Origin of the sequence: Streptomyces ferrugineus (assembly GCF_015160855.1) — a bacterium.
In the GTDB taxonomy this organism is placed as follows: domain Bacteria; phylum Actinomycetota; class Actinomycetes; order Streptomycetales; family Streptomycetaceae; genus Streptomyces; species Streptomyces ferrugineus.
The window spans coordinates 8,786,039-8,799,010 of record NZ_CP063373.1; the positions used below are offsets into that span (position 1 = coordinate 8,786,039).

13 protein-coding genes are annotated in these 12,972 nt (G+C 71.3%); 7 read left to right on the top strand and 6 right to left on the bottom strand.

Going from position 1 to position 12,972, the window contains the following annotated elements; all coding sequences use genetic code 11:
- Positions 1 to 83 precede the first annotated feature (83 nt).
- The gene (locus IM697_RS39015) at positions 84 to 3,284 is read left to right on the top strand and encodes a tetratricopeptide repeat protein (RefSeq protein WP_194041445.1); all 3,201 of its coding nucleotides are present in this window, start codon (positions 84 to 86) and stop codon (positions 3,282 to 3,284) included.
- Between the two features lie 23 nt (positions 3,285 to 3,307).
- On the opposite strand, the gene IM697_RS39020 is transcribed toward IM697_RS39015, so the two are convergent.
- Both IM697_RS39020 and mca read right to left on the bottom strand, forming a co-directional pair.
- Positions 3,308 to 3,565 carry a hypothetical protein gene (locus tag IM697_RS39020; RefSeq protein ID WP_194041447.1) on the bottom strand — a complete coding sequence of 86 codons (258 nt, stop codon included), beginning with the start codon at positions 3,563 to 3,565 and terminating at the stop codon, positions 3,308 to 3,310.
- Positions 3,558 to 4,418: a mycothiol conjugate amidase Mca gene (gene mca, locus IM697_RS39025; protein ID WP_194050056.1), complete on the bottom strand. Its 861-nt coding sequence runs from the start codon at positions 4,416 to 4,418 to the stop codon at positions 3,558 to 3,560. Before mca ends, IM697_RS39020 begins: the two co-directional genes overlap by 8 nt.
- Positions 4,419 to 4,586: 168 nt before the next feature.
- Between mca and IM697_RS39030 the strand changes: the two genes are divergently transcribed.
- Positions 4,587 to 4,985, top strand: a complete 399-nt coding sequence (locus IM697_RS39030) for a DUF4307 domain-containing protein (RefSeq protein WP_194041449.1) — start codon at positions 4,587 to 4,589, stop codon at positions 4,983 to 4,985.
- A 172-nt stretch (positions 4,986 to 5,157) separates the two neighbouring features.
- Positions 5,158 to 5,658 carry a transcription elongation factor GreA gene (gene greA / locus IM697_RS39035; protein ID WP_194041451.1) on the top strand — a complete coding sequence of 167 codons (501 nt, stop codon included), beginning with the start codon at positions 5,158 to 5,160 and terminating at the stop codon, positions 5,656 to 5,658.
- A 76-nt stretch (positions 5,659 to 5,734) separates the two neighbouring features.
- Here greA and IM697_RS39040 read toward each other — a convergent pair whose 3' ends face one another.
- The 3 genes from IM697_RS39040 to ilvA form a co-directional block, all read right to left on the bottom strand.
- A complete protein-coding gene (locus IM697_RS39040) occupies positions 5,735 to 6,592 on the bottom strand; it encodes an ABC transporter permease (RefSeq protein ID WP_194041453.1) in 858 nt (285 codons plus the stop codon).
- Positions 6,589 to 7,569: an ATP-binding cassette domain-containing protein gene (locus IM697_RS39045; protein WP_194041455.1), complete on the bottom strand. Its 981-nt coding sequence runs from the start codon at positions 7,567 to 7,569 to the stop codon at positions 6,589 to 6,591. Before IM697_RS39045 ends, IM697_RS39040 begins: the two co-directional genes overlap by 4 nt.
- A 114-nt stretch (positions 7,570 to 7,683) precedes the next feature.
- Complete coding sequence (gene ilvA / locus IM697_RS39050; RefSeq protein ID WP_194041457.1) at positions 7,684 to 8,913, bottom strand: threonine ammonia-lyase; 1,230 nt, start codon at positions 8,911 to 8,913, stop codon at positions 7,684 to 7,686.
- Between the two features lie 164 nt (positions 8,914 to 9,077).
- On the opposite strand from ilvA, the gene IM697_RS39055 reads away from it, so the two are divergent.
- The 3 genes from IM697_RS39055 to IM697_RS39065 all read left to right on the top strand — a co-directional run bounded on the left by IM697_RS39055 (position 9,078) and on the right by IM697_RS39065 (position 10,555).
- A complete protein-coding gene (locus IM697_RS39055; RefSeq protein ID WP_194041459.1) occupies positions 9,078 to 9,584 on the top strand; it encodes a MarR family winged helix-turn-helix transcriptional regulator in 507 nt (168 codons plus the stop codon).
- A 213-nt stretch (positions 9,585 to 9,797) separates the two neighbouring features.
- The gene (locus IM697_RS39060; protein ID WP_194041461.1) at positions 9,798 to 10,310 is read left to right on the top strand and encodes a sigma factor-like helix-turn-helix DNA-binding protein; all 513 of its coding nucleotides are present in this window, start codon (positions 9,798 to 9,800) and stop codon (positions 10,308 to 10,310) included.
- Complete coding sequence (locus IM697_RS39065) at positions 10,307 to 10,555, top strand: hypothetical protein (protein ID WP_194041463.1); 249 nt, start codon at positions 10,307 to 10,309, stop codon at positions 10,553 to 10,555. The genes IM697_RS39060 and IM697_RS39065 overlap by 4 nt, the downstream gene beginning before the upstream one ends.
- Positions 10,556 to 10,576: 21 nt before the next feature.
- On the opposite strand, the gene IM697_RS39070 is transcribed toward IM697_RS39065, so the two are convergent.
- Positions 10,577 to 11,731: a cystathionine gamma-synthase gene (locus IM697_RS39070; RefSeq protein WP_194041465.1), complete on the bottom strand. Its 1,155-nt coding sequence runs from the start codon at positions 11,729 to 11,731 to the stop codon at positions 10,577 to 10,579.
- 106 nt (positions 11,732 to 11,837) lie between these two features.
- On the opposite strand from IM697_RS39070, the gene IM697_RS39075 reads away from it, so the two are divergent.
- Positions 11,838 to 12,956 (top strand): hypothetical protein, encoded by a 1,119-nt coding sequence (locus IM697_RS39075; RefSeq protein ID WP_194041467.1) that lies wholly within the window; start codon positions 11,838 to 11,840, stop codon positions 12,954 to 12,956.
- Positions 12,957 to 12,972 lie beyond the last annotated feature (16 nt).

Below are 12,972 nucleotides of genomic sequence, written 5' to 3' on the forward strand. Positions count from 1 at the left end.
CGATGATCGCCGCCCCCTCGCGCTCGGGCCTCCCCCGAAGGACACTCATAGGCGAAGGAGTTGCCGCCGGAGGGGGACGAGACATGCGGGACGGCCATCGGACCGATGCCGAGCGGCTGTTGGCTCGGGCCGTGGAGGAGGAGGTGCGGCGCTCCGGCGGCCGTATCGACGGCCAGGTGCTGTTGTCACGGGCGCGCGGGGCGCTGGACTCCATGGCGCAGGCGGCGGCCGAGGAGTACGAGGCGTACACCCGCGCGCTGGACGAGGCGGAGGCCGGCCGGCTGACGTTCGGTCAGCGGTTCGCCCGGGAGGGCGGCGGTACGCCGCTCATGGTCGCCGCGGTCGCCGCCGTCGCGGCCGTCGTCTCCGACCTGGTGCTCGGCACCGGCGCCACCACCGCGGTGGGCGCGGGCGTCACCGTGGGCGTCGTGGGCGCGGCGGCGGCGGTCGTGAAGGTGGCCGGGACGCATCTGCCCGCCGCCCACCACCGCGCGGGCGCCGCCGGCCAGCCCGGCGGCCCGGAACAGCTGCGGCTGCAGTGGCTGACGGCACTGGAGGTACGCGGCATCCGCCCCTTCCTCGACCAGCAGCGGGTGCTGAGCGCGTCCACCGGCCCGAAGAAGACGGGGCCGCGGCTGCGGGGCGCCGACAAGAGCGCGGCGGCCCGTGGACGCAGTGTGCTGGGGCAGTCGTTCGCCCAGCTCCCCGATCCGATGGACCCGTTCGCGGGCCGCCGGCAGGAGATGGCGCGGATCCGGCAGTGGGTGCAGGCGGCCCGCGCCAGTACGGAGACCAGGCCGACGGTCGTCGTCCTGCACGGCGGGCCCGGCAGCGGCCGTACCGCGCTGGCGATCCGCGCGGCCCACGATCTGAAGGACCAGTTCCGCGGCGCGTGCGTGGTGGACCTGCGCGGCGACACCGCCGAGGAGCCGCCGCTGTCGACGAGAGACGCCCTGCTGCATCTGCTGAACCGCTTGGGCGCCCCGCGCGAGCAACTCCTGTTCCGTGAGCGCTCCTCCCCCGAACAGCAGCTCAAGCGGCTCGGCGAGCTGTACCACCAGCACCTCACCGGCCTCCCGGTCACCGTCGTACTGGATGACGCCTCGGACGCCGGGCAGGTCCGCGCCCTCGTCCCCGAGCGCTCCGACAGCCTGGTCCTGGTCACCTCCCGCGAGCCCCTCGAACTGCCCGCCGACCTCGCCGCCTGGGTGCACCAGCTTCCGGTCGAGGCGCTGGACGCGGCCGGCGCGGAGGAACTGCTGAGCGCCGCCGCGCACGACTCCTCGGGGCCCTACGACGCCGAATCGGCCGACCGGATCCGGGAGCTGTGCGGCGGACTGCCACTGGCGCTGCGCATCGCGGGCTCGTCCCTGGGCCCGCGCTCACCGCGCGCCCTGGCGACCGATCTGGGGGCGTACGGCCCGGTGGAGCCGATCGAACGGGTGCTGTGGCTGCGCTACACCGACCAGTCCGAGGCGGCCCGCCGGCTGCTGCGCAGACTCGCGCTGGCCGGCCGGACCTCGCTGGGCGCGGCCGCCGCGGCGGCGCTGCTGGCCACGGACGAGGCCGAGGCCACCCGTCACCTGGTGGCACTGTCCCGGGCGGGCCTGATCGACCACGTCCGCGGCAGCCGCTACCGCCTCCACGACCTGGTCCGCGCCTTCGCCCAGGCCCGCCTCCTCGACGAGGAGGAGCAGGCGGAGCGCACGGCGGCGCAGGAGCGGCTGATCGTGAACTACGCCGATCTCGCCGACTCGGTGCTGCGCCTGGTGGACGGCAACATGTCGACCCGCTCGGACCGGTTCAGCCCGCACGGCTTCACGTCCCTGGACGACGCGCTGCGCTGGCTGGACGACGAGTCGAGCTTCATCACGGCGGCGCTGAGGCACGCGGAGGACGCCAACCAGGCGGCGGTGCTGAACCTGCTGGGCGCCCTGTGCGACTACTGCCTGCTGCGCGGCGACCTCTACCGCCTCGGCGAGATCAGCGAGTTGGCGCAGGCCGTGGACAAGGGCCTGCTGGTCCGCTCGGTGCAGTGGCGCACCGGCATCGCGGCCCGCCAGCTCGGCGAACTCGACAAGGCCCGCACCACCCTGACCTCGGTCGTCGAGCTGTACATGGAGGCCCACCACGACGCGGGCGCGGCCCGTGCCCTGTGCTCCCTGGGCATCACACTGCACCACCAGGGCAATCTCACCGAGGCGGCGGCGAAGCTCCGCGAGGCCCTGGACCTGCAGTCGGCACCCGGCCTTGCGACCGACCGCGCCTGGACGATGCACGCGCTGGCGGCGGTGGAGCGGGACAGGGGCCGGGTCGCCGACTCCCTGGACCTGCTGACCGAGTCCCTGTCGCTGCACCGCGCCGGCGAGTCCGTCCACGGCGAGGCCTGGGCCCACTTCCAGCTCGGCCAGCTCGGTCTGCGGATGGGCGACGTACCGCGTGCGGAGGACGATCTGCGCACGGCCCTGGAGCTGTACGGCCGCACCCGTGACGCCCGTGGCGAGGCGTGGGCCATGACCCAGCTCTCGCGGGCCCGTCTGGTCGCCGGCGATCCGTCGCCGGCGGTGGACGGCCTGCGCCAGGCGGCCGCCCGCCACCGCGAGAACGAGGACGCGCGCGGCGAGGCCTGGTCCCTGTACTACCTGGGCCAGGCCCTGGAGGAGACGGGCAACCTCGACCTCGCGGTCCGCGAGCTGGAGCGCTCCCGGACGATGTTCTCCCGGATGCGCGACGTGTACGGCCTGGCGTGCGCCCGGCACCACTCGGCGCGGGTGACCCGCGACCAGCGCGCGGCCCAGACGGGCTCGCTGCGCAACTCGGGCTTCGCCCGCCAGCTCCTGGTCGACGCCCGGGCCGACTTCCAGCGCATCGGCGTCGCGCACGGCGAGGCGTGGACCTGCCTGGAGCTGGCGGTCGTGGACGCCGGCAACACCCGCGCCGCGCAGGCGCTGACCCTGTGCGACGACGCGATCGGCCTGTTCGCGTCCTACGGCGACCGGCGCGGCGAGGACTGGGCCCGCTTCCTACGCTGCACGCTGCTGCCCTACGCCGCTCCCGGCGGCGTGGAGGTCGGCACGGCGGTGGCCCAGGAGGAACTGGCCCAGCTCTCCCGCACCGGCCATCCACTGCGCGACGCGAAGCTGGACGACTACGTGGAGGCCTACCAGCTCCTGCTGGAACGCGGCGTGAACCTGGAGGCGGGATGGCAGGCCTGGCGACTCGGCATGGTGCCGAACCGCCACGCACGCGAGGTCATGGGGGTGACGTCAACGGCCCGGCACTGAACCGGCGCCGGGCGCCGTCGCCCTCAGCTCTTCCGCGACTTCGCCGCGCCGGTCGCGTCGGCGGTGTCCCCGGAGTCCGGCTTCGGATCCGCGGGCTCCTTGAAGTCGACCCTGCTCATGTGGCGGTTCATGGACTTCATCAGGCCCCACACCGCCAGTGCCATCACCGCGAAGACGATGAAGCCGAGGACACCGGGGGTGACCTTGTCCTCGTCGACCTCCTTGGCGAGGGTGGCGAGCTGTGTCATTGCCAGGCTTGCGCTTGCGCTCATGTCAGGCATTGTCGCGGATGCCCGCAAAGAGGTCGTCCTCGGGGAGGGAGGTATCGACGAGGGACTTCGCGAGCTCGTACTCCTCGGTCGGCCAGACCTCCCGCTGGAGCTCCAGCGGAACCCGGAACCAGCCGCCGTCGGGGTCGATCTGCGTGGCGTGCGCGAGCAGCGCCTTGTCGCGGATCTCGTAGAAGTCGCCGCACGGCACATGCGTGGTGAGGGTGCGCTGCTTCATGCCGAACTCGTCCCAGCGCTTGAGCCAGTCCCCGTAGGGGGACTCCATGCCGCGGTCGAGCATGGCCTGGTGCAGCGCCTCGGTGCGCGGGCGGTTGAAGCCCTGGTTGTAGTAGAGCTTCTGCGGCTGGTACGCGGGCCCGTACTCCGCCTCCGGGTACTTCTCGGCGTCCGCCGCGCCCTCGAACGCCACCATCGAGATCTTGTGGGTCATGATGTGGTCGGGGTGCGGGTAGCCGCCGTTCTCGTCGTAGGTGGTGATCACCTGGGGACGGAAGCGACGGATCTGCTTCACCAGCTCACCGGCCGCCTTGTCGACGTCCTCCAGCGCGAAGCAGCCCTCCGGGAGCGGCGGCAGCGGGTCGCCCTCGGGCAGGCCGGAGTCGACGAAGCCGAGCCACTCCTGCCGGACCCCGAGGATCTCGCGGGCCTCGTCCATCTCCTTCTTGCGCACCTCGTGGATGTGCTCCTCGATGTACTTGTCGCCCTGAAGCTTCGGGTTGAGGATGGAGCCGCGCTCCCCGCCCGTGCAGGTCACCACCAGCACGTCCACCCCCTCGGACACGTACTTCGCCATGGTCGCCGCGCCCTTGCTCGACTCGTCGTCGGGGTGGGCGTGCACGGCCATCAGTCGCAGCTGGTCAGTCAAGACTCAATCCTCAAGTGTCGGCGCCCGGTGTGAACCGGCGCGATCGGCAGCTTCTATAGTGACCGAATCGGGGGGCGGATAATTCCGGGCCACGACCCGCGGGCCCCGTTTTGGGACAACCGTCCCGCCCCGGTGGAGAGGACGATCATGAGCACGGCGAGCACACGGCTGCCCGAGGGCCGCTACGGCCGCCCCTCGGACGCACGTGCCGACCGCAGGCTCAAGGTCGCCGGCGCCGTCCTCGGGGCGGTGCTGCTGGCGCTGATCGGCTATTTCGCCTATCACTACGTCGGCCAGAACAAGATCAGCGCCGAGGTGATCGAGTTCGACGCCGGCGAGAACGCGGTCAAGGTGCATCTGGAGGTCCGCAAGGACGCCGGCGCCTCCGGCTACTGCACCCTGCGCTCCCAGGCGGAGAACGGTGCCGAGGTGGGCCGGGCCGACTTCCGCTTCGACGGCGACGCCACCCGCGTCGACAAGGTCGTCACCCTCCGTACGACGTCCCAGGGGACCACGGCCGAGCTGCTCGGCTGCCACGCCGACTGACCGGATTCATCCGGAATACAGCGGCGCTGACCTGCGTTGACGCAATTCTGATGGCTTATGTCCTCCCCCTTCGGCCATTGAATTGTTAGGCTCGTGGTTTCGCCCATCCATGAGGGAACATCCTTCTGGGTAGGGCGATGCTTTGTATTCCCAGTACCTACGAGGAGCACCTGTGACCCAGACCAGCGAGAACGTCACCTGGCTGACCCAGGAGGCGTACAACCAGCTCAGGGCCGAGCTGGAGTACCTGTCTGGTCCTGCGCGCACGGAGATCGCCGCCAAGATCGCGGCCGCGCGCGAGGAGGGCGACCTGCGCGAGAACGGCGGGTACCACGCGGCCAAGGAGGAGCAGGGCAAGCAGGAGCTCCGGGTGCGTCAGCTGACCCAGCTCCTGGAGAACGCCAAGGTCGGCGAGGCGCCGGCGTCGGCGGACGGTGCGGTGGCCCCCGGCATGGTCGTGACGATCGCCTTCGACGGTGACGAGGACGACACGATGACCTTCCTGCTCGCCTCGCGTGAGTACGCGAGCTCCGACATCGAGACGTACTCCCCGCAGTCCCCGCTGGGCTCCGGCGTGATCGGCCACAAGGTCGGCGAGGACGCGGAGTACGAGCTGCCGAACGGCAAGACGGCCTCGGTGAAGATCCTCAAGGCCGAGCCCTACAACGGCTGACTCCGCCACCAGGCAGGACCGGCAGACCCGGTTTTCCACGACAGCCCCCGGCCGCCCCTCGGCGCCGGGGGTTTCGTCATGCGGTCGCGGAGCGGTACTTGCGAACCGCCAGGGTGCGGAAGATGAGGATGATCAGCACCGAGTAGATCAGCGAGGCCCACACCGGATACTGCATGGGCCAGGCGTCCGACGGTGACTGACCCGGGTTGGCGAACAGCACCCGGCACGCCTGGACGGTGGCGCTGAACGGGTTCCATTCGGCGATGTGCCGCAGCCACGGGGTCATATGGCTGGTGTCCACGAACGCGTTCGAGATGAACGTGACCGGGAACAGCCAGATCAGCCCGCTGGACGTGGCCGCCTCGGGAGTCTTCACGGACATGCCGATCAGGGCGCCGATCCAGGTGAACGCGTAGCCGAGCAGAAGCAGCAGGCCGAAGGCACCGAGGACCTTGCCGGCGTTCGTGTCACCGTCCGAGCCCACCCGCCAGCCGACCAGCACGGCGACCACGGCCAGCACCACCAGGGTCAGCGTCGTCTGCACCAGATCGGCGAAGGTGCGCCCGGTCAGCACCGCGCCGCGCGCCATCGGCAGCGAGCGGAAGCGGTCGATGAGGCCCTTGTGCATGTCGTCGGCGATACCCGCGCCGGAGCTGGCGGTGGCGAAGGTGACGGTCTGCGCGAAGATGCCCGCCATCAGGAAGTTCTTGTAGTCGGCGGCGCTGGTGCTGTTGCCGATCTGCATGGACCCGCCGAAGACGTACGTGAACAGCACCACGAACATGATGGGCTGGATGAGCCCGTAGATGATCATCTCCGGAATGCGTGACATCCGGATCAGATTGCGTTTGGCGACGACCATCGAGTCCCGGACCGACTGGCTGACCGGGTTCGTGGCCGGCGCGACCCGCACGGCGTCGGTGACGGCGCTCACTTGGCGGCCTCCTTGGCGTCGCTCTCGGCGTTCTTGATCTCCGCGACATGGCCCGTCAGGGACAGGAACACATCGTCGAGGGTGGGCCGGCGCAGGCCGATGTCGTCGATCTCGATGCCGCGGACGTCGAGCTCGCGGATGACCTCGGCGAGGAGCTTGGCGCCGCCGGTCACGGGCACCGTGAGCTTGCGCATGTGTTCCTCGACCGTGGTGTCGCCCTTGCCGAAGCCGCGCAGCACCTCCGACGCGGGCTGTATGTCCTCGCGCTCATGGACGACGACCTCGACGCGCTCGCCGCCGGTGCGGGCCTTGAGCTGGTCGGAGGTGCCCTTGGCGATGACATGGCCGTGGTCGACGACGGCGATGTCGTGTGCGAGGTGGTCGGCCTCCTCCAGGTACTGGGTGGTCAGCAGCAGGGTCGTACCGCCCGAGACGAGTTGCTTGATGACCTCCCACAGCAGCTGGCGGTTGCGCGGGTCGAGTCCGGTGGTCGGCTCGTCCATGAACATCACGGGCGGTGAGACCACCAGTGCCGCCGCGAGGTCGAGACGGCGGCGCATGCCTCCGGAGTAGGTCTTCGTGGGGCGGTCGGCGGCGTCGGCGAGATCGAACTGCTCCAGCAGCTCGGCCGCGCGGGCCTTCGCCGTCTTCGCCCTCATCTGGTAGAGCTGGCCGACCATCTGGAGGTTCTCGCGGCCGGTGAGGTATTCGTCGACCGCCGCGAACTGGCCGGACAGGCCGATGGAGCGGCGCACGGCGTCGGGGTTCTTGAGGACGTCGATTCCGGCGACGACCGCCGAGCCGCTGTCCGGCCGCAGCAGGGTCGTCAGACAGCGGACGGTCGTGGTCTTGCCCGCGCCGTTCGGCCCGAGCAGACCCAGGACGGTGCCCTCGGGAACATCGAGGTCGACGCCGTCCAGAGCCCTTACGTCACCGAAGGTCTTCACCAGACCTTCGGCATAGATGGCGCCTGGCATATGAGGTCTCCACGTCGTTGAGGATGGTTGCCATGCGATACAGACACACCATAACGCGATGTATCGCGTCTCTCAATGGACTTGCTCGAACGAGTGACGAAGAGTGGCCCGACCTCAGCCGATGACGGTGTAGCCCGCCTCGCGCAGAGCGTGGCCGACCTCGACGCAGTGCGCCGGGCCCTTCGTCTCCAGGTGCAGCTCGACCTCCGCCTCCGTGAGCCCGAGCCGTGGGTCGGTCCGTACATGGCTCACGTCGAGGACGTTAGCGTCCACCACTGACAACGCCCCCAAAAGCGTGGCGAGCGCGCCCGGCCGGTCCGTCAGCCGCAGCCGTACGGCCAGGTAGCGGCCCTGCGCGGCCATGCCGTGCCGCAGGACGCGCTGCAGCAGCAGCGGGTCGACGTTGCCGCCGGACAGCACCGCGACGACCGGGCCCTCGAAGTCGCCGGGGTCGCTCAGCAGCGCCGCGACCGGGCTCGCCCCGGCCGGCTCGACGACCAGCTTGGCCCGCTCCAGGCACAGCAGCAGGGCGGTGGCCAGCTCGTCCTCGGTGACCGTGCGGACCTCGTCCACCAGGTCACGCACGAGCCAGAACGGCACGTCGCCGGGCCGGCCGACCTTTATGCCGTCGGCCATGGTCGCCGGGTTGTCGACCGCGACCGGGTGCCCGGCCGTCAGCGAGGGCGGGTACGCCGCCGCGCCCGCCGCCTGTACGCCCACGATCCGCACGTCGGGCCGCAGCGACTTCACCGCCACCGCGATGCCCGCGGCGAGCCCTCCCCCGCCGATGCCGACGACGATCGTCCGCACCTCCGGGCACTGCTCGAGGATCTCCAGTCCGACCGTGCCCTGGCCGGCGATGATGTCGGGGTGGTCGAAGGGGTGGATGAACACCGCGCCCGTCTCGGCCGCGTACTCCTGCGCCGCGGCCAGCGTCTCGTCGACCACCTGCCCGTGCAGGCGCACCTCGGCGCCGTAGTCCCGGGTGGCGCTGATCTTCGGCAGCGGGGCGCCCTTCGGCATGAACACCGTCGAGCGCACGCCGAGCAGCGACGACGCCAGGGCGACGCCCTGCGCGTGGTTGCCGGCGCTCGCCGCCACGACTTCCGCCGCGCGCTCCTCCGGCAGCAGCCCGGCGATCCGTACATACGCGCCGCGCAGCTTGAACGACCCCGTCCGCTGGAGGTTCTCGCACTTGAAGTGCACCGGCGCGCCCACCAGCTGGGACAGGTGCCTGCTGCCCTCCATCGCCGTCACGCGCGCGACGCCCGTCAGCATCTTCTGCGCGCCGCGCACGTCGTCGAGCGTGACAGGAGGCAAGGAGTCAGCCGTGCTGTAGCTCATGACACAAGTCTCGCAGTTCACAGGCGCGGGGCCGCGTTGTGACCAAGCACCGAGACGGGTTTGCGCAGCGCCGGTACACCCCGCCCCCCGGCCGCGTACCCTGTCCCCCAACCCAGCACCCCCTTTCATGAAGTGAGCCCCCGGCCATGCCCACAACACCTGAAATGTCGATGGACATGACGACCGTCGCCGACAGCGGTCTCCTCGACACGCTGCAGCACGAGGTGGCGGTCTTCGCCCGTCGTGCCGAACAGACCCGGCTCGGCGGGGTCGGGCAGGTGCGCAACTCCATGGACCGCGCCGCATACCTCCTGCTCAACCGCCTCGACAAGGAAGGCCCCATGGGCGTCAAGGCGCTCGCCGCGAGCATGGGGATCGACTCGTCGACGGTCACCCGCCAGGTGGCGCCGCTCGTCGACACGGGGCTCGTCAAGCGGACCTCGCACCCCGAGGACGGACGGGCGGTGGTGCTCCAGCTCTCGCCGCGCGGGCAGTCCCGGCTGGAGGAAGTGCGTTCCTCGCGCCGTCAGTTGATGGCCGAGCTGACACACGACTGGGCACCCGAGGAGCGCGAGGCGTTCTGCACGCTTCTCACCCGCTTCAACACCGCGCTCTCCACCCGGATGGCGGCCCAGGGAATCTCGGGCGCGGAGCCGCACACGGCGACCTGAGCAGCGGGGTCGCGCCCCCTGGCTCCCGGGTTGTCCCGGATCGTGCACGCCCGCGTGCGGGGGTGATCGGGTCCCGGCTCTTGACCCCGGGCCTGCGCTGTCCTCATATGAAAGCTGTCCTCATATGAAACCGGGCCCTCTTCGTACGCGACCGATGTGTCACGTGCCTGGTCGGGGGGCCGGTCCTCAAGGCGCGGTCAGGCGGGAGGGGCGGTGGGACGACGGAGTGTGGTCCAGGACGCCCGCCGGGACCGGGAGTTCGAGGCGTTCGTCGCGGGCGCGGCCGGGCGGCTGCTGCATGCCGCCACACTGCTCACCGCGGAGCCGCCCGAGGCCAACCCGCGCGCCAGACGCCTGCTGACGCTGGCCCTGGCGCACACGTACGCGTGCTGGGACCGACTGCGCGGTGAGGACCCGTACGACCGCGCCCGCCAGGAACTGGCCACCCGCTTCTCCCGGGTCGCCTGGCACCGGTACGCCGGCCCGGTCGCCCTCGGCCGATCCCGCCCGCACCCCGGCAGCCCGCTCGCCCGGCTCTCCCCGCGGGAGCGCCTGATCCTGGTGCTGCGGCTGTACGAGGGGGTCGCCGAGGAGCAGACGGCCGCGCTGCTCGGCCTGCCCGCGGAGCGCGTCCACACGATCTGCGACCGGGCGACGGCGACGCTGCTGCATCCGCCGCGCGGGCCGGCTCCGGCCGTGCTGGGGGCGAAGGCGGTGTCACCGTGAACCGCGCCCAGCGGGAAGCGGCCGCGCGGCGGATCATGGAGGGCCCGCCGCCACCCGTACCGCCGGACCTGTACCCGGAGGTCGTCCGGCGCGGCGGCCGTATGCTGCGCCGCAGGAGGGCGGCCCTGGTGCTGACGTGGGCGCTCCTGTTCGCGGCGGCCGTGGCCTTCGCGGTGTGGGCCGTGACGGCCCAGCCCTGGGTGGAGCCGCCGTCGGAGACGACTCCACCCCTGACGGGCTGGTGAGCCCCTCTCTGCCGCCCTGCCCTAGCCGAGCGCCTGCTGCAGGTCCTCCAGCAGGTCGTCGACGTTCTCGATGCCGACCGAGAGCCGGACGAGGTCGGCGGGCACCTCCAGGGCGGAGCCGGTCACCGAGGCGTGGGTCATGCGTCCCGGGTGCTCGATGAGGGACTCGACGCCGCCCAGGGACTCGCCGAGCGTGAACAGCTCGGCCCGGTTGCAGACCGCGACGGCCGCCTCCTCGCCACCGGCGACCTGGAAGGAGACCATGCCGCCGAACGCCTTCATCTGCTTGGCGGCGACCTCGTGCCCGGGGTGCTCGGGCAGGCCCGGGTACAGAACGCGCGTCACGCGCGCGTGCCGGCTGAGCATGTCGGCGACCTTCGTGGCGTTCTCGCTGTGCCGGTCCATGCGCACCGAGAGCGTCTTGGTGCCGCGCAGCACCAGCCAGGAGTCGAAGGGCCCGGCGATGGCGCCCATCGCGTTCTGGTGGAAGGCCAGTTCGTCGCCCAGGTCCGGGTCACTGACGATCAGCGCACCGCCGACGACGTCCGAGTGGCCGCCCATGTACTTGGTCAGGGAGTGCACGACGACGTCCGCGCCGAGCGACAGCGGCTGCTGAAGGTACGGCGTGGCGAACGTGTTGTCGACGACGAGCTTGGCGCCCGCGTCCCGGGCGACCTGCGCGACGGCGGCGATGTCGGTGATGCCGAGCAGCGGGTTGGAGGGGGTCTCCACCCAGACGACCTTGGTCTTCGGGGTGATGGCGGCCCGCACGGCGGCCGCGTCGCTGGTGTCGGCGACCGACCACTCCACCCCCCAGCGGGCGACGACCTTCGCGAACAGCCGGAACGTGCCGCCGTACGCGTCATTGGGGATGACCACGTGGTCGCCGGGGCTGAGCAGCGTACGCAACAGGCAGTCCTCGGCCGCCAGTCCGGACGCGAACGCGAGCCCGCGACGGCCGCCCTCCAGGGCGGCGAGGTTCTCCTCCAGGGCGGTCCTGGTCGGGTTGGCGCTACGGCTGTACTCGTAGCCACCGCGCAGGCCGCCGACGCCGTCCTGCTTGTAGGTCGAGACCTGGTGGATCGGTGGGACGACCGCGCCGGTGAGGGGGTCGGCGGTGTTGCCCGCATGGATCGCGAGGGTCTCGAAGTGCTGACTGATGTGCCTGTCACTCATGGGCACCGAGCGTAGTGCGCGAACGGACCGGATGGCGGACGGCGGGTTCTTCGGGTTCTCCCGACCTCGTTGGCCAATTGTCGGCGGCGTCTGGAACGCTGGAGGCATGGAAATTCTCTGGTTCCTGATCGCGCTGGTCATGATCGGCTTCGTGCTGGTGCCGTTCCTGCGCCGCAGGCGGGGCATGATCGAGCAGGTCCCGTCGGGTCACCCCGACGCCGCGGACCCGGCGAACTACGGCTTCGTGCGGCAGGAGGAGCTGGACATCCGCATGCCCGGCCCCGACCAGGACCTGCTGGACGTCCTGGACCTGGTGCAGCGCACCCAGGACTACCGAGCGGCCTCTCAGCTCCTCGCCGGCACGGAGGCGGAGGGCGAGCTGCGCTGGCAGCGTGTGCAGGCCTTCGCCGGCGCCGCCGCGCTGGAGCTGCAGCAGCGGCCGGGCGGGGTCAGCGAGGCGCCGGGCGGGCAGTGGCTGCGCGTGTGGCGGACGGAGCAGCCCAAGGACGCGGGCGGCGCGGCGGTACAGGCGGAGTTCCTGGTCCAGCAGGCCTGGCGTACGGCGACGCCCGGCACGGACGAGTTCCGGATCATCATGGAGGAGGCGAGGTCGGCGTGCGGCGAGGCGGCCCTGCTGGCTCCCGGTGACCCGATCCCGTACATCATCGAGCTGTCGGTGGCCCGTGGACTGGCCTACCCCCGCCCGGAGTTCGAGCAGCTCTGGCTGAAGATCCTGGACCGCGCCCCGGCCCACATGGGCGCACACCTGGCGGCCCTGCACTACTGGTGCGAGAAGTGGCACGGCTCGCGGGAGCTGGCGTACGACTTCGCGGAGGCGGCGGCGGCCCGCGCACCGCAGGGCTCGCTGCTGGCCGCCATGCCGCTCTTCGCGGTGTTCGAGCATCTGCCCGAGGTGAACCTGGTCAGTGGCTTCTACCAGAGCGAGGTCGTGACGAAGGCGATCCACGGGGCGCTGTTCACGGTGCACGCGGCCCGCCCCGACGACCCGATGCTGGCGCATGTGCGGCACCTGCTGGTGTTCTTCCTGGTCCGGGGCGAGCGCTGGGCGGAAGCGATGGACCAGCTGATACACGTGGACGGCCACGTGGGCGCCCTCCCCTGGACGCTCTCCGCCGACCCGGCCGCGGAGTTCGCGGTCTACCGCGCGCTGGCGGTGGCGGGCTACGAGGCGAACGGCGGAAGCCCGGCGACGCTGCCGCACTGACGGGCACGGGAGGGAA

Bases quoted from the DNA above. Each gene is read 5' to 3' on its own strand.
- IM697_RS39015 (WP_194041445.1), top strand. From the start codon at position 84: ATGCGGGACGGCCATCGGACCGATGCCGAGCGGCTGTTGGCTCGGGCC.
- IM697_RS39020 (WP_194041447.1), bottom strand. From the start codon at position 3,565: ATGCCTGACATGAGCGCAAGCGCAAGCCTGGCAATGACACAGCTCGCC.
- mca (WP_194050056.1), bottom strand. From the start codon at position 4,418: ATGGCCGTGCACGCCCACCCCGACGACGAGTCGAGCAAGGGCGCGGCG.
- IM697_RS39030 (WP_194041449.1), top strand. From the start codon at position 4,587: ATGAGCACGGCGAGCACACGGCTGCCCGAGGGCCGCTACGGCCGCCCC.
- IM697_RS39045 (WP_194041455.1), bottom strand. From the start codon at position 7,569: ATGCCAGGCGCCATCTATGCCGAAGGTCTGGTGAAGACCTTCGGTGAC.
- ilvA (WP_194041457.1), bottom strand. From the start codon at position 8,913: ATGAGCTACAGCACGGCTGACTCCTTGCCTCCTGTCACGCTCGACGAC.
- IM697_RS39055 (WP_194041459.1), top strand. From the start codon at position 9,078: ATGTCGATGGACATGACGACCGTCGCCGACAGCGGTCTCCTCGACACG.
- IM697_RS39070 (WP_194041465.1), bottom strand. From the start codon at position 11,731: ATGAGTGACAGGCACATCAGTCAGCACTTCGAGACCCTCGCGATCCAT.
- IM697_RS39075 (WP_194041467.1), top strand. From the start codon at position 11,838: ATGGAAATTCTCTGGTTCCTGATCGCGCTGGTCATGATCGGCTTCGTG.